Raw genomic sequence first — 23,781 nt, 5'->3', positions numbered from 1 at the left:
GCGCCCGACGGCGCGGCGCCCATCGCGCCGCCGCCGCCGGCCGCCGTCGCCCGGGGCGGAATCCGCGTCCTCCTGGCGGAGGACAACCCCATCAACGCCCTCCTCGCCACCAAGGCCCTGGAGCGCCTCGGCGCCACCGTGGTCCCGGCCCGGGATGGCCTGGCGGCCCTGGCGCTGTTCGCCGAGGGCGGGGCCTTCGACCTCGCCCTCATCGACATCCGCATGCCCGGCCTCGACGGCCTCGAGACCGCCCGGCGCATCCGCGCCCTCGAGGCGAGCCGGGGCGGCCCGCCGCTCCACCTCGTGGCCCTGACGGCCAATGCCGGCCGCGACGACGAGCGGGCCGCCCGCGCGGCGGGGTTCGACGGCTTCCTGCCCAAACCCCTCAACCTGCGCGCCCTGCCGGCCCTCCTGGAGCACCGGTCGGCGGCGTGAACCGGTCGCAATGCGCGGGCGCGGCGGCCCGCCGTTGACAGGTCCGGGCCGGCGCGCGAACACGGGCGCCATGGCCGCTTCCTCGCCCCACGACATCGCCCCCAGCAGCGTCGCGACACCGGACCCCGCGTCCGCCCGCACCGACCGCCGCGTCCTCGGCGGCATCCTCGCCCTCGTCCTCGCCACCGTGCTCATCGGAACCCTGGCGCCGGCCCCGCACCGGCCCGCCGCCGTGGCGCCGGCCGCCGACCTCACCTGCGCCGAGTGGAGCGACGGCTGCCGGGTCTGCCAGCGCCGGGACGCGGGCGCCGCCTGTTCCCTGCCGGGCATCGCCTGCGTGGCCGGCGAGACCCGCTGCCTGCGCCGCACCGGCGGCTGATCCGGGCGCCGTGACCGCGCCGACGTTTCGGTTCGCCCCGAGCCCCAACGGCCGCCTGCACCTCGGCCACGCCTATTCCGCCCTGCTCAACGACCGCCTCGCCCGCGCCGCGGGCGGGCGTTTCCTGCTGCGCATCGAGGACATCGATCCCGGCCGCTCGCGCCCGGACCTCGTCGACGCCCTCCTGGCCGACCTCGCCTGGCTCGGCCTGCGCTTCCCGGCGCCCCTGCGCCAGTCCGCTCGCATGGAGACCTACCGGGCGGCACTCGAAAACCTCGCCGCGCGGGATCTGGCCTATCCGTGCTTCTGCTCGCGCGCGGAGGTCGCTGCTGCGGCGCGGCGTGCCGCCGGCGACGGACCGGTTCCGCGCGATCCCGACGGCGCCCCGCTCTATCCCGGCCCGTGCCGCCACCTGTCGGACGCCGCCGTCGCGGCGCGGCTGGCCCGGGGCGAGCCCCATACCTGGCGCCTCGCCATGGACCGCGCGCTGGCGGCGGCCCCCGGACCGCACAGCTTCTCAGCCTTCGACCCGGACGGGGCGACGGGGTTCCGTGCCGCCGATCCGGCCCGCTGGGGCGACACCGTCGTCGCCCGGCGCGACGTGCCCGCGAGCTATCACCTCGCCGTGGTGACGGACGACGCCGCCGAGGGCGTCACCCACGTGGTGCGCGGCGCCGATCTCCTCGCCGCCACCGACCTGCACGTCCTGCTCCAGGCCCTCCTGGGCCTGGCGCCGCCGCGCTACCACCACCACGCCCTCCTGCTCGACGCCGCGGGCGCCAAGCTGGCGAAGTCCCGCGGCTCGCGGAGCCTCGCCGACCTCCGGGCGGAGGGCGTCGACCCGGCGGCCATCCGCGCCCAACTCGGGTTCGGCTGAAACACCTTGTGTCGCGCCCTCGTTTGCGCCTCTGATCGCGAAAAATCCGTCCGGGAGAGGTCCGTGTCCGACCGTTTCAACGCCGCCGCCCATTGCCTCGCCGGCAACGCCCGCCTGCGGCCGGACAAGGCCGCCCTCGTCATGGCCGGCCCGGACGGGGCCGCCGCGACCCTCACCTACGCCGAGGCCGACCGGGCCGTGCGCGCCATCGCGGCCGGCCTCCTCGGCCTCGGCCTGGAACCCGGCGCGCGGGTGATGGTCCGCCTCGGCCACGAGGCCGACTACGTCCTGACCTATTTCGCGTCCCTGGCCGCCGGCCTCGTCGCCCTGCCGGCCTCGCCCCAGCTCACCCCCGCCGAGGCCGCCTTCCTGGCGGACGATTCCGGGGCCGCCGCCATCGTCGCCGGCGCGGACGTGGTCCTCGATCCGGAGACCGTGGCCGGCCGCCGGGTCCTGCGCCCCGCCGACATCGCCGCCCTGAAGGCCGGGGACCCGCTGCCGGACTATGCCGACACCGCCGCCGAGGACCCGGCGATCCTGGTCTACACCTCCGGCACCACGAGCCGGCCCAAGGGCGTGCTCCACGCCCACCGCTCCGTGCGCGGCCGCCGGCCCATGCATGCCCACTGGCTCGGCCTCACGGACACGGACGTGATGCTGCATGCCGGCACCCTGAACTGGACCTACACCCTGGGCGTCGGCGTCACCGATCCGTGGGCCTGCGGCGCCACCGCCGTGCTGTACGACGGCCCACGCGACCCGGCCCTGTGGCCCGCCCTCATCGCCCGCCACGGCGCCACGATCTTCGCCGCCGTGCCGAGCCTCTACCGCCAGATCCTCAAATACGGGGATCTCGCCGCCCACGACCTCACCCGCCTGCGCCACGGGGTGACGGCCGGCGAGGCCCTGCCGGCCGAGCTCCTGGCCGCCTGGGAATCCGCCACGGGAAAACCCCTCTACGAGGCCCTCGGCATGAGCGAGATCTCGACCTACGTCTCGAGCGGGCCGACGATCCCCGTGCGCCCCGGCTCGCCCGGCCGGCCCCAGCCCGGGCGCCGCGTCGCCATCCTGCCCACGGAGGGACCGCCCGAGCCGCTGCCGCCGGGCGAGACCGGCCTGCTCGCCGTCCACCGCTCCGAGCCCGGCCTGATGCTCGGCTACTGGAACCGGCCCGACGAGGACGCGGCGGTCACCCGGGGCGACTGGTTCACCGGCGGCGACCTCGCGAGCCTCGATGCCGACGGCACCCTCCGGTTCCACGGCCGCAACGACGACCTCATGAACGCGCTGGGCTACCGGGTCTCGCCGGGGGAGGTCGAGGCGGTGCTCGCCCGCCATCCGGATGTGGCCGAGGTCGGGGTCGCCGAACTCGCCGTCCGGGCCGACCTCTCGGTCATCGCCGCCTTCGTGGTGGCGCGGGCCGGGGCGGCACCGAGCGCCGACGCCCTCCTGGCCTTCTGCCGGCAGCATCTCGCCGCCTACAAGTGCCCGCGCGAGATCCGCTTCCTCGACGCCCTGCCGCGCACCCCCAACGGCAAGGTCCAGCGCCGGCGGCTCGGGCAGGCGCCGGCGGCTCGGGCAGCCGTGACCGGGCAGGCGTGACGGTTGTGGCGGGGGAGGGCGCCCGATAGAGCGGGGGGCAGGCCAAGGAATTCCGCCCCGCGATGACATCTCCCGCCGTGACGTGCCTCCCCCTCTCCGTCTTCATCATCGCCCGGAACGAGGCCGACCGCATCGGGGCGACGATCCGGGCGGTGCGCGATCTGACCGACGACCTCGTGGTGGTGGATTCCGGCTCCACCGACGGCACCCAGGCGCTCGCCGCGTCCCTGGGGGCCCGGGTGATCCACAACGACTGGCCCGGCTACGGCCCGCAGAAGCGCTTCGCCGAAGACCAGTGCCGCCACGTCTGGCTCCTCAACGTCGACGCCGACGAGGTGGTGCCGGCGGATCTCGCCGCCGCCATCCGAGCCGCCTTCGCCCGGGGCGAGCCGGCGCGACCGGCCTACCGCATCGCCATCGCGGAAATCTTTCCCGGCGAGGGCCGCCCGCATCCGTGGGCGTACCGCCTGACGCCCGTGCGGCTCTACCGCAAGGATCGCGGCCGCTACTCCCCGTCCCCGGTCCACGACCGGGTCGACCTCGCCCCCGGCGCCGCCATCGGCACCCTGCGGGGCGTGATCCACCACTTCTCCGTGCGCTCGCTGGGCGACCAGCTCGACAAGCTCAACCGCTACTCCGACCAGCAGGCCGACGATCTCGCCGCCCGCGGCGTCGCGATCCCGACCTGGCGCCTGTTCGTCGAGCTGCCGGGCAACTTCCTCAAGGCCTATCTCGGCCGCCGCCACTTCGTGCGCGGCACCTACGGCTTCCTCACGGCCATGAACTACGCCATCTCCCGCCACCTGCGCGTGGCCAAGCACTACGAGCGCCGCCGCGCGGATTCTCGCGCCAACCCCGAATCGCGGCTTGACCGCCCCGACGCGAAATTCTAGATCGACGGCCTGCGGAGACGTGGCCGAGCGGCTGAAGGCACTCGTTTGCTAAATGAGCATACCCCGAAAGGGGTATCGAGGGTTCGAATCCCTCCGTCTCCGCCATCTACGACAACCCCTCATAACTCATTGTTTTGATTGGGTTTTCGCTTGCGCTGAAATAGCTTTTGTCCCCGATATGTCCCCGCGCGGATTGCCTGTGGAAACGGGCGCGAAAGCCTGGGCGTATCGCCAGGCTCTCACCGGATCAGATCGGTTTCGCCGACTCGGCTCCGGTCAATTTTTTTGAAACCTCGAATGCGCAGAGGCACGACGAGAAGCCTCTCATGTCCGGTCGTTTCGAAAGCTGAGGCTGTGGACCGCGTACACCAGTCGCTTGTCGGGTACTGACAGAGCTGCGATCCCTCATCCACCGAGGAGAATTCACCATGATATGCGAGACGCCGCGCCCTTCCCGCTGACCGTGGAGTGCCGCGCCGACCGCAGGCCTCCGCCATTTCCGGAGGCATCATGCCGAACACTTTCTTCACGTCGGACAGCCATTTCGGACACAAGGGCATCCTCAAGGTCGGCATGGCGCGGCCCAGGCCCTTCGCCTCCATCGAGGAACACGACGAGGCCCTGATCCGCGCCTGGAACGCAGTCGTCCGGCCGACGGACATCGTCTGGCACCTCGGCGATTTCGCCTACAAGTGCCAGGTCGGGTATGCGGCCTCCGTCAGGGCACGCCTAAACGGCCGCATCAGACTGATCCTCGGGAACCACGACGATATCGGTCGGCGCCTCGAATGGGATGGGCCCGTCGTCGACGTCCAACGGGTCCACGTCCAAAATCCGGGTATGCCCAAGCCCCTTGCTTTCTGGTGCAGCCACTACGCCCATCGCACCTGGCCGAACTCCTGGCACGGCGACCTGCACCTCTACGGGCATTCCCACGGTAGCCTGCCCGGCACCCGGACCAGTCTCGACGTTGGGGTCGATTGCTGGGAATGGGCCCCCGTCTCGCTCCCCGACATCCTGCGACGGATGGCGGAGACACCCGATCACCCAGCTCTGCCCTGATCTCGGACGTCGGGTCTGCAAGACCCGAATTCGACGCGTGGCTGCCCGGCGAGACCCGACCGCGTACGTCCAGGCCCGGCGAGCTTCCCGTAAGTGTAACGCGTTGCGGAGAACGCTACCCGCTACGCGTTATCTTCGGAGTCCAACGACCGTCGTCCCGCTAGGGCATCGGGTACATCCACAGGCATCTCCCCAGCATACGGAACAAAACGGGTTCGGGACGCATGAATCCTAACTTGGCCGTGATCCTGACGGGGGCTTCCATGCGCGCCCGCGCCCGCAAACCCATCGATAAGCCCGCAGCCCCTCCGAGGGCGGCCGCGCCATCCCGAGCGGCGCCGAAGGTCGCGGCACCTTCGAAGGCGAAGGCCGAGAAGCCCGAGGTTGGGATCTTCGTCTCCTATTCGCACCGCGACGCAGACGCCCGCGCCCGCCTCGAAACCCACCTTGCTCCCCTCAAGCGCGACGGCGTCACGACCTGGTTCGATGGTGACCTCAACGCCGGCGACAAGCTCGACACCGAGATCGCCCGCGCGCTGCGGAACGCCCACGTCTTCGTAGGCCTGCTCAGCCCCGATTACCTCGCCAGCAACTACTGCTGGAAGATCGAGTACCGGCGCGCGATGAACCGGCGCGCGAACGGCACCATGCACGTCGTCGCCGTCGTCGTTCGCCCCTGTGATTGGAAGTCGACTTCCGCGGCGGGCTTCAAGCTCCTGCCCGAGGATGGCAGGGAGGTCACCCGCTGGCGCAGCGCAGACGATGCCTATCTCAACGTCGCGCAGGGTATCCGGCGCGTCGTCGCCACGGTCCGCAAGGAGTTGGTCTCGAAGGCGATCAAAGCCACGCCGAGGAAGCCGGCCGCGGCACCCAAGGCGGTCTCCGCACCTGCGCGCAAACCAGCATCATCCCTCCCGCCGAAAAGGGTCGCCAAAGGCACCGCGACCGCGCGCCCCTCCTCTACGAAACCTCCGTCCCCGCGTCGGAGGCCCTGACTGCATCCTAGACGAGACCAGGTGTCGCCTCGGCCCAGATCAGCCTCAAGGTCGCGCCGTTCAACTCGACCTTCAGACCGGTGGCATCCCGCAAGGCCTGCTCCATTCCCGCGCGGGCCCCCTTGCCGAAGCCATAGGCCGACATCTCTAGAGAGGCCTCCTTGCACTCAGCCCGGTCGACGGCCTCCTGAACGATCCGGGCAAGGTTCGTCTCGACGAAATCGATCCCGGCATCCCGGCCATACAGCCTGACGTTTCGGAACAGCTCGTCGATATTCGAGCCGCGCTGCATATGCCGGAACCGGTCCTTCAGCGCCCGAACGTAGGCGTCCTGGACCTTCGCCTTGATCTCTGCCGCCATCACCGAATTCGCTCCCTCCGGTCCGAGGTGAGAGGCTACCCGGCCTTTGCCATCTTCGACAACGGCACTTCCCCATCCCAGGGACACGCGCTCGTCACCGCGGCGAACCGACCGTCCGCCAGTTGCTCAAAAGGCCTACCCTTCTTGATGCGCTCCAAGATTTTGAAGCGCAGATGGCCAGGCGTGATCTTCTGGAACCGCCTGGTTTCGAGGATCAATTCGGCCGGCAACCTCGCCAGGATGTCCTCCACCCGGAGCGGGCCGTGTTCCACCAGAACCTCGTGCACCCGAAGAACGAACCTCCGCCAGAACGGACGCTTGCCCAGAGGATCGGCCTCGACGGACTCGCGAAGATCCTTGCTCTCGTCGGTTTCCGGGGCAATCGGCGCGAGGCCGAACTTCCCGTCGATCTCGGCCAGCCCCTCGCCCGGCTGAGACAGTCTCAGCAGGTGATACCGCAGCCACGCCGGCGTCAGTGGGAGACCCACCTCCGCGCTCCGCGCCTTCAGGGCTTCCGGAAGCGCGTTGTAAAGCCCGTGAACAGGCATCGGTCCCTTCTTGCGCATCGACGCCTCGACCGCATTCCGCACATCCTGCCAGAACGCATCGGCATCGCGGGCGCGCTTCCTGCCCATCAGGGTCTCGACGAACCCGGCAAGGTCGGGAGCATCCGGATCGGTCGGTGCCTCCACCGACGCCGAAATGACGGGACGGGCCTCCAGCGCCCGCTCGCCGCCGGAGCGCATCCGCTCCATCTCCAGGCGCAGCGACGCGAGCTGCTCCTCAAGCTCATCCACCCGATCCAGGGCCTCGTCCAGGCTGGACCGCTCCCCGGCGGCGGCTTCAGCGCGGACAGCGAACTCCGCCAACCTTTCGCGGGTCACCTCGACCCGTGCCTGCTCCAACATCTCCCGCCCGAGCGTCGTCAGCCTGGTAGCGAACGCATCCGATAGCGCAGCCTCCTCGATGATCGGCTGGTAGGCCTCGTTCCGCTTCCACTCGAACAGCGGCCGGGAGATGTCGCTGAACGACCCCTTGCCGAGCTCCTTCCTCACGTTCCGAACGGAAACCCGCTCCTTCCTGCCGTCCGGCCCGGGCGGCCTGGCACGTATCCTGGCGGCCGCGTTCCAGACCTCGTTCTTCCCGACCATGCCCGCCACCCCGATCCGATGGCCGCATCATCGGCAGAAGCCGTGAACAAAAGGTCGAGCCTCGGGGACATCCGCGCATCGCCGGTGATGGTCCGGCGAACGGTCGCACAGCGTGATTTCAAGCGCCGTAAAACGTGATGTTGATAAGGATTGATAGCCCAAGCCGCTCGTGCGAAAGCAAACCCATGTCCAGCACGCCCACCCGTTGCATCGCCTTGACCAAAGAGTTGGAGGCCTACCTTCGGGCACAAGTCGCGTCGGGGCGGTACGCCAGCGCCAGCGAGGTCGTGCGCTCGGCCCTGCGGCAAATGATTGACCGCGAGGGCACCATCCTCGTGCCCCGCACCGAGGTAGTGGGACCGCTGCCCGGGCAAAAGTCGGCCTGACGCGAGATGGCAACCAATCCGTACGCGGTGGCCGATACCGCCCGCCTCGCCGCGCTCGCCGCCCACGACATCCTCGACACCCCGCCCGAGCAGGGCTTCGACGACGTCGTGCGTCTCGCGACGCGCCTATGCGCGACGCCGGTCGCCCTCGTCAGCCTCGTCGCCGCCGACCGGCAGTGGTTCAAGGCCCGCGTCGGCTTCCCCCATTGCGAGACCGATCTCGACAGCTCGGTGTGCAAGTTCGCCCTCGTCGAGCCCGACCTTCTCGTCATCCCGGACCTGACCGCCGATCCGCGGACCATGACCAACCCGCTGGTCACGGGCGAGCCGCACATCCGCTTCTATGCGGGCGCGCCCCTCCGCACCCTCGAAGGACAGGTGCTGGGCTCGTTGTGCGTCATCGACACCGTGCCCCGGCCCGGCGGATTGACCCCGGAGCAGGCCGACGACCTCAGGGCGCTCGGACGCCAAGTGGCGAACCTGCTGGAGATGCGCCGCGCCGTCGAAGGCCGCGACCAGGCCCTGGAACGGCAGCGGACCGAGTTGCGGCAGGCCCGGCGCATCGAGGTTCTCGCCAAGGCCTCGCAGGCCCTGCTGACCGCCACCGACCCCGCCGCGGTGCTCGATCCCATCCTGTCCGCGAGCGCAGGCACCCTCGGGTTCAACCGCAGCTACATCTACGACATCTGGCAGGACGGCCGACACCTACGCCTGACCCACTCGCTCAACGCGAGCGCTGATGTGCAAGCCTTCCTGCAGCGGATGCCTTACGGCGCACCGCTCTGCGGCATCGTCGCCGAGCAGGGTCGGCCGCTGATGCTAACCGATGTACAGAACAGCGAGGAGCCCGCTTACCAGACCGCCCGTGACATCGGATTGAACGCCTACGCCGGCTTTCCGATCATGAGCCGCGGCAGCCTGCGCGGCGTGATCTCCTTTGCCTCGACCGAGGTGCCCGCGTTCGACAAGGACGCGGTCACCTTCTTCGAGACGCTCGCCCACCTGCTGTCGGCAGTCTACGAGCGGCTGGACGGTGAGAAGGGCCAGCGCGAGAGCGAGGTGCGTTATCGGACCCTGTTCGAGAATATCGATGCCGGATTCTGCATCTGCGAGGTGAAATTCGATGGGGACGGACGCGCGGTCGATCACCGCGTCCTAGTGGCGAACCCGGCCTTCGAGAAGCACACGGGCCTGACGGACGCCGTAGGGCGCTGGGCTACCGAGATCGCGCCTGGTATCGAACAGCACTGGCACGACGCCTACGGGCAGGTCGTCCGGACGAAGCGGCCGATCCGGTTCGAGGGCGAGGCGGCGCCGCTTGCCCGCTGGTACGACGCCCATCTCTTCCCGGCCGGCGACGACCGCGTGGCGATGCTCATCGTCGACATCACCGAGCGTCGACTGGTCCAGGACGCCCTGCGCGAGAGCGAGGCGCTGGCGCGGGAGAACGGCGAGCGCGTGCAACTCGCGCTCTCGGCCGGCGCAATCATCGGCACGTGGCACTGGGACATACCCTCCGACCGGTTCACCGTCGACGAGGGCTTCGCCCGCTCATTCGGGCTCGATCTCACGCTCGGGAGGACTGGCATCCCCCTCGCCCAGATCGTGGCGACGGTGCACCCCGACGACCAGGCGGGTCTGGCCGTCGCCATCGAGGAGGTGATCGCGCGGGGTGGCGCCTACGCCCATCAGTATCGCGTGCGCCGCGCCGACGGACGCTACTATTGGATCGAGGCGAACGGGCGTGTCGATCTCGCCCCGGATGGGGCGGCCCTGACCTTCCCGGGCGTGTTGATCGACATCGAGCAAAGGCGCATGGAGGGCATGCTGGTCGAGCTCGCTGAGCGGCTGCGCACGCTGGACACGCCGCAGGCGATGGCCCTTGCCGCTGCCGAGACCGTCGGCCACGCGCTCAGCCTTTCGCGCGCGGCCTACGGCGATGTGGACGAGCCGGGCCAGCACATCGTCATCGCACGGGACTGGCTGGCATCGGGTCAGCGCAGCGCGGCCGGAAGCCACAGCTTCGCTGACTACGGCAACTTCAATGAAGCCCTGCGGCGCGGCGAGGATGTCGCGGTCGCCGACGTGACCGTCGATCCCCGCACCGTGGGACAAGTCGATAGCTTTCGTGCACTCGACATCGGGTCCATGGCCAACCTGCCGTTGATGGAGGACGGGCATCTCAAAGTGGTGTTCTGCCTGCATCGTGACCGTGCCCAGTATTGGTCCGCAGAGGAGTTGGCCTTCGCCCGCCGGGTCATGGACCGCACCGAGGTCGAGATCGCGCGGCGCTCGGTCTCGAAGCAACTCCGAGAGAGCGAGACGCGCTACCGCACCCTTTTCGAGAGCATCGACGTCGGGTTCTGCATCGTCGAGATGAAGTTCGACGATGCGGACCGAGCGGTCGACTACCGCATCGTGGAGGCCAATCCGGCCTTCGAACGGCAGACCGGCGCCAAGGTCGCCGGTCTCTGGGTCAGCGAGTTCGCCCCGGACCTGGAGCGGCACTGGTTCGACACCTACGGGCACGTTGCGCTCACGGGCGAGCCGGCGCACTTCGAGAACAAGGCGGACGTGTTCGGGCGCTGGTTCGACGTGCGCGCGTTGCGCGTCGGCGACCCGGCCGACCACCGCGTCGCGATCTTCTTCAGCGATATCAACGACCGCAAGGGCATGGAGGAAGCGCTCCGCCAATTGAACGACACGCTCGAACAGCAGGTTCATCAACGCACGCAGGAGCGCGACCGGCTCTGGAGCAACACCCAGGACATCCAGGTCATCGTCGACGGCAAGGGTGTCTTCCAGGCCGTCAATCCGGCCTTCACCGCGATCCTCGGTTGGACATCCGAAGATGCGGTCGGCAAACCCCTGTTCGCATTCCTCATCCCGGACGACGAAGGCGTGACCGACCGTGCGCTCCAGCACGCCCGCGTCCAGAGCCTGCCGGTCGTCGAGAACCGTTACCGCCACAAGGACGGGGGCTTCCGCTGGATCTCGTGGGTGGCTGCGCCCGATGGCGACCTCATCTACGCGAGCGGCCGACACATCACGGCGGAGAAGGAGCAGGCCGAGGCCCTTCACACCATCGAGGAGGCGCTGCGGCAATCGCAGAAGATGGAGGCGGTGGGCCAGCTCACCGGAGGGCTGGCGCACGACTTCAACAACCTGCTCGCGGGGATCTCCGGCTCGTTGGAGCTGATGCAGAAGCGCATCGACCAGGGCCGGTTCACGGACGTCGACCGGTACATGACGGTGGCGCAGGGGGCGGCCAAGCGGGCCGCGGCGCTCACCCACCGCCTGCTCGCGTTCTCGCGTCGCCAGACGCTCGATCCGAAGCCCACGAACGTCAACCGGCTCATCACCGGCATGGAGGAACTCGTCCGACGCACGGTCGGGCCGGCGATCCATATGGAAGTGGTCGGAGCGGCAGGGATCTGGCCCGCACTGATCGACCCAGGCCAGCTTGAGAACGCGCTCCTGAACCTCTGCATCAACGCCCGCGACGCGATGCCGGACGGCGGGCGGATCACCATCGAGACGGCGAACAAGTGGCTCGACGAGAGCGGCGCGCGCCAGCACGACATGGCACCGGGCCAGTACCTCAGCGTCTGCGTAACCGACACCGGGACCGGCATGTCGCCGAGCCTCATCGCGAAGGTGTTCGAGCCGTTCTTCACGACGAAGCCGCTCGGGCAGGGCACTGGGCTCGGCCTCTCGATGGTCTACGGCTTCGCCAAGCAGTCGGGCGGGCAGGTGCGGATCTACTCCGAGGTCGGGGAGGGCTCGACCATATGCCTGTACCTGCCGCGTCACTACGGGGAGACCGACGAGGAGGGGCTCGCGCAGAAGCTCGACGAGGCCTCGCGCGCCGAGCAGGGCGAGACGGTGCTCATCGTGGACGACGAGCCATCGGTGCGCATGCTGGTCACCGAGGTGCTTGAGGATCTCGGCTACACCGCCATCGAGGCGGGAGACAGCGCCGCGGGGCTGAAGGTGCTCCAGTCCGACGTCCGCATCGACCTGCTCGTCACGGATGTGGGCCTGCCCGGCGGGATGAACGGGCGCCAGATGGCGGATGCGGCCCGCGAACGACGCCCCGACCTGCGAGTGCTGTTCATCACCGGCTACGCCGAGAACAGCGTCATCACCAACGGGCACCTGGACCCCAGCATGCAGGTGCTGACCAAGCCCTTCGCGATGGATACGCTCGCCGCGCGGATCAAGGATCTCATCACCTCGCGGTGATCACGTCCGCTCCAAGCGTTGCCGTTGGCTTCCGCTCCCCACCCCGAGCCAAGGTTGATGAATGGCCGCTCTCGGGACCTGCCGATGGCCGTCAGCGTGGCCGGGATGGGTCGGGGCCCGTCCGTTTGCCCTACAACCGGATTAGTTGCGAAGCGGAACGTCTCCTCCGGGGCGAAGGGTCAGGGCCACTTCCCGACTCGTTGCAGACGCTCGCGACGAGCCGCCGCCGTCAGGTTCCGACAATGAGCCGCCAACGATCGAAGGTCCCCGGACGTCGCTCAGACTGCGTCATGGATCGCGTCGATGACTTGGCCCGCGCTGTAGGGTTTCGGAACGAACAGGCCGTGGTCGGGAATTTCGCCGTCGGCGAAGCGCTGGCGTCCCGAGGTCACGACGAGGCGGATATCGGGCCAGGCGTCGTGGACGCGTCCGGCCAGGGTCACCCCGCACATGGTGCCCGGCATGTCGACATCGGTGAATAGTGCGCCGATGTCGGAGCGCTCGTGGAGAATGAACCACGCCTCGTCGGCATGGCGGGCCTCGATGATCGAGAAGCCCGCATCCTCCAGCATCTCGACCGCGCAAAGGCGCACGAGGTCATCGTCCTCGACGACGAGGACGGCCGAGGCTTCCATTGAGCGCTTCGTCGTCATGGTGTCGCAACACAGGTTAAGGTGATTGGTTGCGTGCCAACGCTGCGTCATCTGCTTCTCCCGACCGTACGACCCTCATGATTGCGGCCGGGCATTGCCGGAGCCGTCCCTGGTCCGGCCTGGGCGCTCCCGCATTCGTGATGGTGGTCGAGGCCGACCGCATCGGCCGAGGCGATGCCCGTCGGAGCAAAGGCGTCCGAGGGGAGTTCCCAGAGCCAGGCCGCGTCGACGCGGTCGCACCGCTCAATGCTCCGTTCGGGAAGACGCATGGTTGAAGGCACGAAGCTGACCGGTGAGGAGTGGACGCTTGAGAGCTTCACCGGGGCGATCCATCGCGGCGGCGTCGGCTTGTGGGCCTGGTCTCCGGAACGGCGCCTGGCACAGCTCGACAACCTCTGCAGTGAGTTCTGGGGGACGACGGAGTCGGTCGTCACCATCGACGCCCTGTTCGAGAAGGTCGCCGCGGAGGACCGCCACGGCATGATGCTCGATTGGGCGGCGAGCGCCACCGACCCGCAGCCCTACAGCTTCGACTTCCGCATCGGCGACGGTGCCGGCGCCCGCTGGATCTCGGCCCGCGGCGTCGGCGGGGATGCCGGCAAGGTCGGCGAGTGGGTCCAGGCCATCTTCCTCGACATCACCGACCGCAAGCGGGCCGAAGAGGCCGAGCACCTTCTGACGTCCGAGCTCGCGCACCGCGTCTCGAACATGTTCACGGTCGCCCGCGCGCTCACCGCCATCGTCGCCCGGGACGCGAAGTCGACCCCTCTCTTCGCCGAGGACCTGTCTCAGCGCTTCGGCGTGCTGCACGAGGCGACGACCATGGCGACCCGTTCGCACAGCCTCGACCGGGGCAACGTCAGGCTCAAGGACCTCGCCGAGCGCATCCTGTCGCCGTACCTGAACGGCGCCAACATTTCGGTCGACGTCGAGGACGCCGCGGTGGCGAGCCCCGACAAGGTCAACGACTACGCGATGATCTTCCACGAGCTCGCCACCAACTCGGCCAAGTACGGCGCCCTGTCCGGAGGCGGCAGCCTCAAGCTGGTCGGGCGCGTCGTCGACCACGCCTTGACCCTCGACTGGACCGAGGGCGCCGCGGCATCCGGGACCACCAAGCCTGAAGGCACCGGGTTCGGGTCGCGCCTCCTCAAGCAGACCATCGAGCGCAGCCTGGAAGGGCGGTTCGAGCGCACCATCGACGACGGCGGCCTGCACTTCCGGATGGTCGTCCCCGCCTCCTGACTTGCGGCACGACCCATCGGGCGAAGCGGATCGGCGCGATGCCGCGCCGTGCCTCCATGCGCTCCGGCCCGCCTTCGATGCCGGTGCATTCCTCCAACCGTGATCCGACGTCCGCGCGCATCGGTCCACCCCGAACCGTGGTTCAGCACCTATGGCGAACCGGCCGTACGTGGCGCTCTGCGTCTCCGACAACGGCACCGGCATGGCGCCTGACGTGGTGGCGAAGGCGTTCGACCCGTTCTTCACGACCAAGCCCATGGGCGAGGGAACCGGTCTCGGCCTGAGCATGATCTACGGCTTCGCCAAGCAATCCGGCGGGCAGGTGCGGATCTACTCGGAGCCGGGCAAGGGCACGATGGTCTGCGTCCACCTCCCCCGTCACTGTGGCGAGGCCGAGACGTTCGAGGCCGTCCCGGACCTGTCGACGGCGGCGCGGGCCAAGGCCGGCGAGAGGGTGCTGGTCGTCGACGACGAGCCCACGGTGCGGATGCTAGTCACCGAGGTTCTGGAGGATCTCGGCTACGCGGCCATGGAGGCGGGAGACGGCGCCTCGGGCCTCAAGGTGCTGCAGTCGGACGTGCGCATCGACCTCCTCGTGCTTCCCGTTGTCGCGACGGCGTTGGCGCGATTTCAGTCACGTCTGCGGATTTGGGGCCCTGAACCCCCGGCCCCGCGCGCTTCGGTAATCAAGCCGTCCTTCCAGCCGCCAGACCAGCGCGATCCATAAGCTGGACCTGTCCGCGACGGACCTCGACCAGGCCTGTGTCGGCCCACTCACCGAGGAGGCGGCTGATTACCTCGCGTACGCTGCCAACGTCGGATGCGAGTTGCTGATGCGTCTTCCAAACGATCCCCTCGGCGTCGGCCTCGACCAACAGCCGACGCGCAAGGCGCTGCTCCAGCGGTGCGAAGGCGACCTCCTCCACCAGGTCGAAGACCGCCGACAGGAGCCTCGTGTAATCGTCGAGGACGAAGTCCCGGAAGGCGTCGCTCTCGCGCATCAGCTGGCGGAACGTATCGGCCGGCAAAGCCGCCAACTCGGTCCGAGCCTCCGCGATGCTCTGCGCCGGGAAGCCCCCGCCGGATAGGAGGCATTGGGTGGTGAGGACGCAGGTCCCGCCGGCGCCGACCTTGTAGATCAGCATCTCCCGGCCGCCCTCCGACATCCGGAACACCCGGGTCCGGCCGTCGATGCACATGAGGTAGTTCGCGCATGAGTCCTGAAGCTCGTAAGCAATCGCCCCGGCTTCCAGGATGGGGAATGCGACCGTGCCCCGCGCGAGCTGCAGATGGCTCGCGCTGAAATTTCGGACCAGCGGAAAGCGCTCGATCCAGCGCTCGACCTGATGGGCGCTCTGCATGGTCTTCCTCCTCGGGCTGGCGGTCATTGAACGCCACCATGCCCCGGTCGATGCGCGAAACTTGGGTATCCACAGCCTTCGGTGACCTGGGTCACAGACGCTTGGAAACGTCCTCAGTACCACCGTCCCTAGAGAACAAAAATCCGCTCGGGCGACGGCATGAGGAAGCAAAGGCTTCCCGCGGCCCGGGGCAGAACCATCGGGAGAAAACCATGCGCCGCCTCGCCCCCATTCTGCTCGCCTCCGTCTTTCTGGTTGCCCCAGTTCACGCCGAACAGGACCTGCTCCTGGGCGCCGACATGGGCTCGGCCGCGATGACGAAGGCCGAGATGACCCGCGCCGACGTCGAGGCGCTGATCGCCAAGGCCGACGGCAAGCCCATCGACCTGTCCGACAAGGCACTCGCCGGTCTCGACCTGTCCGGCCTGAACCTGAAGGGGGCGAACCTGCGCACCGCCCGCCTGAACAAGGCCAACCTGCGCGGCGCCGACTTGTCCGGCGCGAACCTGGAACAGGCCTGGTTCATCAAGTCCGACCTATCGGGCGCCAAGCTGGTGGGTGCCAAGATGTTCGGCATCACCGCCCGCGACGCGAACCTGAGCGGGGCCGATCTCAGCCGGTCCATGCCCATCGGCGACTTCAAGGGCGCCAACATGGCCGGGGCGACGCTGGTCGACCTCAAGGGCGGCGCCGACATCAAGAACCAGTCCATGGGCCTGATGCGGGCCGTGTTCGTCTCGGTGAACCTGAAGGGCGCCAACCTGAAGGGGGCGAACCTCGGGCGCTCGCGCCTCGAATACGCCGACCTCACCGACGCGGACCTGACCAACGTGGTGCTGATGGGCTCGGACTTGTCGGGGGCCAACCTCACCGGTGCGACCGTCGCCGGGGCCGACTTCAAGAACGTCGACGTCACCGCCGCCCGCCTCATCGATCTCAAGGGCCAGGACAGCGCCAAGGACTGGTCGGCCCGCGTCAACGTTGACCGGGCGATCACGCAGGTCTCGAACTGAACCTCGACTTCCACCCCCAGCCATCCATCACGGGAACACCATCCATGACCACCCGCCGCATCCTGCTCGCCGCCTTCGCCGTCGCTCCCATGCTGTTCGGCACCGCCGCCGGCGCCGCCGAGATGACCTACACCCCCGCCGCGTTCGAGGCCGCCCAGAAGGCCGGCAAGCCGATCCTGGTGCACATCACCGCCCCGTGGTGCACCACCTGCGCCGCCCAGAAGCCGATCCTGTCGAAGCTTGAGGCCGACCCGAAGTTCAAGGACCTGCAGGTCTTCGACGTTGACTTCGACAGCCGCAAGGACGTGGTCAAGAAGTTCGGCGCGACGATGCAGAGCACGCTCATCACCTACAAGGGCGAGAAGGAGACCGGGCGCTCGGCCGGCGAGACCAAGCCCGAGGCGATCTCCTCGCTTCTCGACAAAGCGATCTGAGGCCAAGCCATGGTCACGAGCCTGGGCCTCGCCTTCCTCGCCGGCATCCTCTCGGTGCTGTCCCCCTGCGTGCTGCCGTTGCTGCCGCTGGTGCTCGGCGCGGCGGCGTCGGAGCATAGGCTCGGCCCGGCGGCCCTTGCCGCCGGCCTGGCCCTGTCGTTCGTGATCATCGGCCTGTTCGTGGCGACCGTCGGCTTTGCCATCGGCCTCGATGCCGGCATCTTCCGGACCGGCGCGGCCATCATGCTGATCCTGATCGGGTTGGTCCTGATGGTCCCGGCCGCCCAGACCCGCCTAGCCGTGGCGGCGGGCCCCGTGAGCAACTGGACCGAGAGCCGGTTCGGCGGCTTCTCGACCGCCGGCCTGCTCGGCCAGTTCGGTGTCGGGATGCTGCTCGGGGCGGTGTGGAGCCCCTGCGTCGGGCCGACCCTCGGGGCGGCCTCGTTGCTCGCCTCCCAGGGGCGCGACCTCGGCATCGTTGCCTTGACCATGCTCCTGTTCGGCCTCGGTGCGGCCCTGCCGCTCCTCCTGCTCGGCACCCTCTCGCGCGAGGTGCTGATGCGCTGGCGCGACCGGATGATGGGGCTCGGCAAGGGGCTGAAGGCGGCTCTCGGCCTGATCCTCGTCGCGACCGGCCTGATGATCGCCTCGGGCTACGACAAGGCGGCCGAGACCGCTTTGGTCAATGCCTCGCCGGTTTGGCTGACCACCCTCACCACACGCCTCTAAGGCCGGGGACAGGTCCGGGTCCGTACGAGCTAACCAGATCGGTCGCCGACGAACGCCGGGGATGATTGCCGCATCCCCGGCGTTCGTCGCGCCTTCATGCGGCCCTGGCGGTAACCTTCTCGTACGTGCCCGTCGCGACCTGCTCTTCGAGTTGCGCCTTGAAGTCGGCGATCCCGAGAACCTGGACGGCATTGCCGGCGTCGTCGAGGAACTCGTAGAGCGCGTCCTCGATGTTGCGGTTGCTGAAGAAGACGATGGCGTCCTCGTCGCCGCCGCCTTCCAGATGCGGCTCGCCGTTCGCGACGCCCGAAACGTAGCTGCCCGTGGGGCGCGTCTCCTTGTGGGTGCCGTCCTGCCGGTAGAACCGAAGCTCGCCCTGCATCACGAGCGTCACGTAGGGGCTCTTATGCCGGTGCAGCATCACGCGCTGGTTCGCGGCGAACTTGAAGACCACGTCGACGATGCGGTTCTCCTCGTCGACCTTGTAGACGAAGAAGGCGATGTGCGGCAGCCAGTCGAGCGTCCGCCAGGTGATGTTGCTCTCGTCGAACTTGGGGGGTTGCATCAGGTTTCCTCGGGGTTCGCAGTGTGACCCCTTTTGGGGTCGGCGCACGGCTTTCCGCCGCGTCTCGTTTTTGAGGGCCCGCTCGAAGCCCCTTCAACGAAACTAGGCGACCCCATCGTCGGTTCGACGATTCGGGCCTCACGAGTTTCTTGAATCCGCGCTGTCCCCGTTCGAGGACACTCGGTCATCCGCCGCGTCGAGCGTTTCGCGTCGGGATGACGAGGGCCTCGATGAAGTTGACGATCTCGATCCGTCGGTTGCCCTCGTCGGTCACCTGATCATCCAGGCCCAGCCGCCAGGCGAGGTCGCGCCGGTCGGGCTCGCGATGGAGGGCCTCGACGAGGTCGGCCTGCTCCTCGACCTCGCGCCGGGTACGCGCCAGCCCGCTCTCGACCAGATCGTCCGCCTGGCGCCGGAGGGCTCCCGTCACCTCGTCGAGCCCGATCTCGGGGTGGTACTGGACGCCCCAGAACGTGCCGCCGTCGTGGCGGATCTCGGCGGCCTGGACGACGGTGGACCGGTTCAGCGCCAGCAGCGTGGCCCCGTCCGGCAGGGTCTCGACCTCATCGGTATGGATGCTGGGCGCATCGTAGGCAGCCGAGCGGCCCTTGAGCAGCGGATGAGACCGTCCAGCGTCCGTGGGCACGATCCGGCGGGCGAAGCCGGCCTCGGGACCGTTGCGGTTCTGCCGGACCGTGCCACCCGCGGCGACGGTCGCCATCTGCAGCCCGGCGCATGACCCGAACGACGGGGTGCCCGAACCGAACAGGGCGCCCATGAAGGCCAGGGAACGCCTGACCTCGGGCGTCTCCTCGTAAAGCGACAGGGGCGAGCCGGAGAGGAAGACGGCATCGTACCCGCCAAGGCTTTCGCCGTCCGGAAGGCTGCAATCCGCGTCCGCCGGCATGATCCGGTGGCAGATGGCGCCCGGCGCAAGACGGCCGAGGAGCTCGACGTAGGTCTCGCCGGACGACTTCCCCACGCTCTCGCGACGCTTCTCGCGTGCGTCCGGTGGCTCGCTCTCGGCGACGAGGAAGCGCAACCGTGGCGGCGATGACTGCAAGGGGACCAAGCTCCGGGGAGACGGTCCCCTAAATGCGAACCGGTCCTGGATGCCGGCGTTCCGACCCCGGCGAACCTGCCGCAGGCCGCTTCGCACAGCTGACCTCGCGACGTGAACAGGGTATGCGGTCGGCATGGTCCTCCGTCCAGAAAACCCTTCCGACGCCGTCGCGATACGTGCCCTTGTCTCCGCCGCCTTCCGGGATGCGCCCCACGCAAGCGGCACCGAGGCGGATATCGTGGACGCCCTCCGCGAGGACGGCGCGTTGAGCATGTCCTTGGTTTGCACGTTGGCCGACGAAATCGTCGGACATGTTGCCTTCTCGCCCGTCGTGGTGGGGGCCACGGCCGAAGGTTGGTTCGGGCTCGGCCCCGTGGCGGTTCAGCGCGAATATCGCGGCCAGGGAATAGGCTTGCGTCTGATCGAGGCGGGACTGAGCAGCCTGCGCGAGCATGATGCCGTTGGCTGCGTCGTGCTGGGTGATCCGCACTATTACCGACGTTTCGGTTTCCTCGCCGATCCGGCCGTCTCCCTCGCCGGAGTGCCCCCCGAATTCTTCCAATGCCTGCGCCTACGCGGGAACCACTCGCAGGGCGAGGTCCGATATCATCGGGCCTTCGGCGTAGCCTGACACCGCGCCGAGACGTCGAGCCGGGCATGTCCGGCCCCACCAGAATGTGCATCCCCGACCAAGCGTAGCCGCTATACGGAACCGCGCGAACGTGTTCTGCTTTTGTTCCTGGATTCGCGGAGGAGCACCATGCAGGTCAGCGGCGTCACCATCGGCTTTCCCATGCCGGTGTCCCTTCTTTCCAAGCCAGTCCGGGCCGGCTTCCCGAGCCCCGCCGACGACTTCATCGAGGAGGAGATCGACCTCCAGCGCCTGCTGATCGTCAACCGCCCGGCCACCTTCCTGGTCCGCGTCTCCGGCGACAGCATGCTGCTTGCCCGCCTGCACGACGGTGACCTCGCCGTGGTCGACCGGTCGCTGACACCGCGCAACGGCGACATCGTCGTGGTCGATATCGACGGCGAGCGCTCATTCAAGGTCTGGAGGCGTCAGGGTCCGCGGATCACCCTGCACTTCGCCAACCCCCGCTTCCCCGAGTTCCAGCTTTCCCCCGACGCCGTCATCGAGGTCTGGGGCGTGGTGTCCAGCTCGGTGAGCCCGAGGCGCCGCTCGGAATGAGCGCCCGGGCCTACGCCCTTTCCGACGGCAACTCGTTCTACTGCTCCTGCGAGCGGGTCTTCGACGCGCGCCTGGCCAAGCTGCCGGTGATCGTGCTGTCCAACAACGATGGATGCGCCATCGCCCGGACCAACGAGGCCAAGGCGCTCGGCATCAAGATGGGTGAGCCCTGGTTCAAGATCCGTGACCTGTGCAAGGCCCAGGGCATCAGGGTCTACTCCTCGAACTACGCCCTCTACGGCGACATGTCGGCCCGGGTGAACGCTGTCTACCGGGACTTCTCGCCCCGCATCGAGATCTACTCCATCGACGAGAGTTTCCTCGACATCTCCGACGTGCGCGAGAGGGATCGGGAGTCCCTGGCCCGCGACATGCGCGAGACCGTCCGGGCCTGGACGGGCATTCCGACCTGCGTCGGCATCGGCCCCACGAAGACGCTGGCCAAGCTCGCGAACCATGTGGCGAAGAAGAACCCCGTGCTCGGCGGGGTCTGCGACCTGACCGATCCAGAGCAGTACGACCACTGGATCATCCGGGTGCCGGTCGCCGACATTTGGGGCGTCGGGCCGGCCAACGCCCGGCGGTTGGAGGCGCTGGGATGCGACAGCGCCGCCGACGTCCGCGACCTCGATCCGAAGGTCGCCCGCAAGACCATGACCGTGGTCGGCGAGCGCCTCGTGCACGAGCTCCGCGGCACCCCCTGCCTCGACCTGGAGACGGTCGCCGCCACCCGGAAGGGATGCGCCGTCACGCGGTCGTTCTCCGAGCGGGTCGAGGATCGCGCCACCATGGAGCAGGCCGTCGCCACCCACGCGTCCAGGCTCGGGGAGAAGCTCCGGCGCGAGGGGTTGGCAACCAACCACGTCACGGTCTTCTTCCACACCTCGGAGCATGACCGCGACCGTCCGCAGCGCTCGGTCTCGACCGTGGTCACGCTCCCTGAGGCGACCAACGACACCCTCGCCCTCGTGAAGGCCGCCACGCACGGCGTCCGGAAGACCTGGCGGGACGGGTACCGCTATTCGAAGGCCGGGGTGGTCACCACCGACCTCATGCCGCTGGCCGCTTCGCAACGGGCGATGCCCGGCCTCGGCCAACTCGACCGCGAGATGGGGGCGGCCCTGATGGAGGCTCTCGACGCCTGCAACCGGCGCTTCGGACGCGGGGCGGTCGTACCGGGCGCGGCCGGGTTCGCCCCCAAGCGCGAGTGGTCGACCAAGTTCGAGATGCGCTCGCCCCGCTACACCACCAGACTCGACGAACTGCCCGTGGTCGCCGCCGCCTGAAGTCGTCGACGACTTGATCGCGGATCGGGGCGACCGTCGGTACCCCAATCCGAGCACTCGCCAGGCGATTACCCCCGCATCCGCGACCGGAATTCGAGCTTGCGCCTGCGCGCCCCCGTTTCGGACCTCATCAGGAAGTCGTCGTAGGCCTGCGCCCTGTTCATCGACTCGGCTTCCAGCAACCCGACCAAGCCCCTCTCCCCACGGTCGTAGAGGAGTTCGGAGAACCGTTCCCGGATAAGCCAGGACTCGGCGCCCTCGTCATTGATTGCCGACGACGGCAGGACGCTTTCTTCGGCCACGGCGGCGAAGTGGCGCCAGGCGAAAATGGCATCGCGACCGCCACCGTCCAGCAGGAACCGGCAGGTCTCGGGCGTGACGGGGAGGAACCGCCGGACGTACATGGCCTCCCCGATACCGTACTGGCTCTCCTCGCCAAACGCCTCGGCGACGTAGGCCTCGAAGTCCGGGCAGAGGTATTCGAGCGGGGATGCGACCTGCACGTAGTGAACCTCATCCGAAGCGAGCTTCGGGCTTCCGATCTCCGGGATGCCCGGGCAGGCGAGATGTCCCGGCATCCTTGGCGGACCGGAAGCCGCATTCATCAAGAACGAGGTGCTCGCACACGTGACGTGGTCGACCGTGAACATCATACGAAGACCCCGGGCACCGTCCACGCATACCCCCAGCCCGACCTTCTCGCAGACGAGGGCACCCTCACGCCCGATCTCGTGTATCTTGGGGCTCGCGTAGAAGGAGAAGCCGCCCCCTTCCCTGTCACGGGTCTCCTCGGCCAGCTCCGCTTCGTCACGGCGGAAGACGATGCAGTCCCCACGGGCGACCGCACGCGTCCTCAGCGCCACCCAGGGCATGACGCCATAGGCATAGGAGCTGACGTCCTGCCCGACGTGGGACATCTCGCCGGTCACGCGGTCGTAGTCGAGGTCGAGGCGGTTCGCGCCGGAAAGGCACCGGACCAACTCGAACCGCCGGCTCGGCTTGGCCAGCCATGTGGCGATGCTGCAGACGTCCCGGGCGAGTTCGGCGTTGGGGTCCTCGTCGGACATGTCCCGGAACTGATCAAGGAAGCCCGCGACTGCGTCCGCCAGTTCGGCCATCATCGCGTCCTCGTCGACCTCGCACCCGGCCGAACGGGCGGCCGCCGCCACCGCCCGGACATTGTCGACATGGGCCGAGATCCCCTTCGCCAGGGAACGTTCGGGGGAGATCGCGCCCGTCGCCATTTCCTCCTCCGTCAGGAAGAACCGATAGGTCTGGCCGCGTCCCGAAGCCCGTCCATCACGCTGCAGCACCGTGGTCGCCCTCAGGCCATGACGGTGCACCAGGTCGGTCACGACCCGCGTGGCGGCCAGCGCCTCGTCCCGGGTCATCTTCAGTCTTCCCTTCCAGCGACCGCCCTTAGTCGTCCTTCGAACGGCTTCGGCGAGGAGTTGGGTCGGCCTCACGGTGGTCAGTGCCTCCTGGATGATGGCTTCGACTGCTGGGCTGTTGCGTTCGGTCATGGCCGTACTCCGGTCATTGGCAATGACAGGATGCTAGGCCTGGATCGTGCCGGTCGGGTATCTGAGACTACAGGACCGCCGGGGCATACGTTCCGTAGAACTGTCAGGAGATTTTTTGCATAACTCCACCAAGCTGCTGGGAGGCCACCCTTCGCCGGCGCTCCTGAAGCACCACCAGGCGATCTCAAAACAGGCTAATGATCATCCGCTGGATCAGTTGGACAATCTTGAAGGGCTGCACTCACAACCTTAAATAGCCTGGATCAAGCGGAGACGCAGATATGGCGCGTGGAAAACCAGTGGTCCTCGCCTCGCGAGAATTCGACAACCAATT

At 68.4% G+C, this 23,781-nt stretch carries 23 protein-coding genes, 1 tRNA gene and 1 pseudogene; 18 read left to right on the top strand and 7 right to left on the bottom strand.

Annotated elements, in window-relative coordinates; genetic code table 11:
- The 8 genes from FV218_RS12070 to FV218_RS12035 form a co-directional block, all read left to right on the top strand.
- Positions 1–435: response regulator (locus FV218_RS12070; protein ID WP_147709886.1), on the top strand; the 435-nt coding region annotated here is incomplete at its 5' end.
- A 70-nt stretch (positions 436–505) separates the two neighbouring features.
- Positions 506–814, top strand: a complete 309-nt coding sequence (locus tag FV218_RS12065; RefSeq protein WP_147709885.1) for a hypothetical protein — start codon at positions 506–508, stop codon at positions 812–814.
- A gap of 10 nt (positions 815–824) precedes the next feature.
- Complete coding sequence (gene gluQRS, locus FV218_RS12060; protein ID WP_056088280.1) at positions 825–1,691, top strand: tRNA glutamyl-Q(34) synthetase GluQRS; 867 nt, start codon at positions 825–827, stop codon at positions 1,689–1,691.
- 63 nt (positions 1,692–1,754) lie between these two features.
- Complete coding sequence (locus tag FV218_RS12055; RefSeq protein WP_056088277.1) at positions 1,755–3,293, top strand: acyl-CoA synthetase; 1,539 nt, start codon at positions 1,755–1,757, stop codon at positions 3,291–3,293.
- A 77-nt stretch (positions 3,294–3,370) separates the two neighbouring features.
- Complete coding sequence (locus tag FV218_RS12050) at positions 3,371–4,186, top strand: glycosyltransferase family 2 protein (RefSeq protein ID WP_147709890.1); 816 nt, start codon at positions 3,371–3,373, stop codon at positions 4,184–4,186.
- 13 nt (positions 4,187–4,199) lie between these two features.
- Positions 4,200–4,291 (top strand) — tRNA-Ser (locus tag FV218_RS12045).
- A 405-nt stretch (positions 4,292–4,696) separates the two neighbouring features.
- Positions 4,697–5,248, top strand: a complete 552-nt coding sequence (locus FV218_RS12040) for a metallophosphoesterase (protein ID WP_147709884.1) — start codon at positions 4,697–4,699, stop codon at positions 5,246–5,248.
- Positions 5,249–5,490: 242 nt separating this feature from the next.
- On the top strand, positions 5,491–6,243 hold the full coding sequence (locus tag FV218_RS12035) for a toll/interleukin-1 receptor domain-containing protein (RefSeq protein ID WP_246685088.1): 753 nt from the start codon (positions 5,491–5,493) through the stop codon (positions 6,241–6,243).
- A 7-nt stretch (positions 6,244–6,250) separates the two neighbouring features.
- Here the strand turns inward: FV218_RS12035 and FV218_RS12030 are convergent, their stop codons facing one another.
- Together FV218_RS12030 and FV218_RS12025 are read right to left on the bottom strand one after the other, a co-directional pair.
- Positions 6,251–6,604, bottom strand: a complete 354-nt coding sequence (locus tag FV218_RS12030) for a hypothetical protein (RefSeq protein WP_147709883.1) — start codon at positions 6,602–6,604, stop codon at positions 6,251–6,253.
- Positions 6,605–6,639: 35 nt separating this feature from the next.
- Complete coding sequence (locus FV218_RS12025) at positions 6,640–7,755, bottom strand: DNA-binding protein (RefSeq protein WP_147709882.1); 1,116 nt, start codon at positions 7,753–7,755, stop codon at positions 6,640–6,642.
- A gap of 185 nt (positions 7,756–7,940) precedes the next feature.
- On the opposite strand from FV218_RS12025, the gene FV218_RS12020 reads away from it, so the two are divergent.
- Positions 7,941–8,141 (top strand): type II toxin-antitoxin system ParD family antitoxin, encoded by a 201-nt coding sequence (locus FV218_RS12020; protein WP_147709881.1) that lies wholly within the window; start codon positions 7,941–7,943, stop codon positions 8,139–8,141.
- Positions 8,142–8,147: 6 nt separating this feature from the next.
- Complete coding sequence (locus FV218_RS12010; protein WP_246685087.1) at positions 8,148–12,386, top strand: GAF domain-containing protein; 4,239 nt, start codon at positions 8,148–8,150, stop codon at positions 12,384–12,386.
- 278 nt (positions 12,387–12,664) lie between these two features.
- On the opposite strand, the gene FV218_RS12005 is transcribed toward FV218_RS12010, so the two are convergent.
- A complete protein-coding gene (locus FV218_RS12005; RefSeq protein ID WP_147709887.1) occupies positions 12,665–13,039 on the bottom strand; it encodes a response regulator in 375 nt (124 codons plus the stop codon).
- A gap of 267 nt (positions 13,040–13,306) precedes the next feature.
- On the opposite strand from FV218_RS12005, the gene FV218_RS12000 reads away from it, so the two are divergent.
- Together FV218_RS12000 and FV218_RS11995 are read left to right on the top strand one after the other, a co-directional pair.
- A complete protein-coding gene (locus tag FV218_RS12000; protein WP_147709880.1) occupies positions 13,307–14,284 on the top strand; it encodes an HWE histidine kinase domain-containing protein in 978 nt (325 codons plus the stop codon).
- 166 nt (positions 14,285–14,450) lie between these two features.
- Positions 14,451–14,882, top strand: a pseudogene (locus FV218_RS11995) (ATP-binding protein); the annotation flags it as partial.
- Positions 14,883–14,970: 88 nt separating this feature from the next.
- On the opposite strand, the gene FV218_RS11990 reads toward FV218_RS11995, so the two are convergent.
- Positions 14,971–15,645, bottom strand: a complete 675-nt coding sequence (locus tag FV218_RS11990; RefSeq protein WP_147709879.1) for a Crp/Fnr family transcriptional regulator — start codon at positions 15,643–15,645, stop codon at positions 14,971–14,973.
- A 212-nt stretch (positions 15,646–15,857) separates the two neighbouring features.
- Here FV218_RS11990 and FV218_RS11985 point away from each other — a divergent pair, with 212 nt between their 5' ends.
- From FV218_RS11985 to FV218_RS11975, 3 genes are read left to right on the top strand one after another with little or no spacing between them, the layout of a single operon-like run.
- Positions 15,858–16,658 (top strand): pentapeptide repeat-containing protein, encoded by an 801-nt coding sequence (locus tag FV218_RS11985; protein WP_147709878.1) that lies wholly within the window; start codon positions 15,858–15,860, stop codon positions 16,656–16,658.
- Between the two features lie 44 nt (positions 16,659–16,702).
- On the top strand, positions 16,703–17,092 hold the full coding sequence (locus FV218_RS11980) for a thioredoxin family protein (RefSeq protein ID WP_147709877.1): 390 nt from the start codon (positions 16,703–16,705) through the stop codon (positions 17,090–17,092).
- A 9-nt stretch (positions 17,093–17,101) separates the two neighbouring features.
- On the top strand, positions 17,102–17,821 hold the full coding sequence (locus FV218_RS11975; protein WP_147709876.1) for a cytochrome c biogenesis protein CcdA: 720 nt from the start codon (positions 17,102–17,104) through the stop codon (positions 17,819–17,821).
- A gap of 94 nt (positions 17,822–17,915) precedes the next feature.
- Here the strand turns inward: FV218_RS11975 and FV218_RS11970 are convergent, their stop codons facing one another.
- Together FV218_RS11970 and FV218_RS11965 are read right to left on the bottom strand one after the other, a co-directional pair.
- Positions 17,916–18,386 (bottom strand): regulator, encoded by a 471-nt coding sequence (locus FV218_RS11970; RefSeq protein ID WP_147709875.1) that lies wholly within the window; start codon positions 18,384–18,386, stop codon positions 17,916–17,918.
- Positions 18,387–18,570: 184 nt separating this feature from the next.
- Positions 18,571–19,449, bottom strand: a complete 879-nt coding sequence (locus tag FV218_RS11965) for a type 1 glutamine amidotransferase (RefSeq protein WP_246685086.1) — start codon at positions 19,447–19,449, stop codon at positions 18,571–18,573.
- Between the two features lie 133 nt (positions 19,450–19,582).
- Between FV218_RS11965 and FV218_RS11960 the strand changes: the two genes are divergently transcribed.
- The 3 genes from FV218_RS11960 (at position 19,583) to FV218_RS11950 (ending at position 21,924) form a co-directional block, all read left to right on the top strand.
- Positions 19,583–20,080, top strand: a complete 498-nt coding sequence (locus FV218_RS11960; RefSeq protein WP_147709873.1) for an N-acetyltransferase — start codon at positions 19,583–19,585, stop codon at positions 20,078–20,080.
- Between the two features lie 129 nt (positions 20,081–20,209).
- Entirely contained in the window at positions 20,210–20,638 is a 429-nt protein-coding gene (locus FV218_RS11955; protein ID WP_147709872.1) for a S24 family peptidase, read from the top strand.
- On the top strand, positions 20,635–21,924 hold the full coding sequence (locus tag FV218_RS11950; protein WP_147709871.1) for a Y-family DNA polymerase: 1,290 nt from the start codon (positions 20,635–20,637) through the stop codon (positions 21,922–21,924). The genes FV218_RS11955 and FV218_RS11950 overlap by 4 nt, the downstream gene beginning before the upstream one ends.
- Before the next feature lie 68 nt (positions 21,925–21,992).
- Here FV218_RS11950 and FV218_RS11945 read toward each other — a convergent pair whose 3' ends face one another.
- On the bottom strand, positions 21,993–23,447 hold the full coding sequence (locus FV218_RS11945) for a hypothetical protein (RefSeq protein ID WP_147709870.1): 1,455 nt from the start codon (positions 23,445–23,447) through the stop codon (positions 21,993–21,995).
- Positions 23,448–23,781 lie beyond the last annotated feature (334 nt).

Origin of the sequence: Methylobacterium sp. WL69 (assembly GCF_008039485.1) — a bacterium.
Lineage (GTDB): Bacteria > Pseudomonadota > Alphaproteobacteria > Rhizobiales > Beijerinckiaceae > Methylobacterium.
Note: the sequence above shows the minus strand (reverse complement) of the source record. Positions and strands in the feature narration are given on the sequence as shown.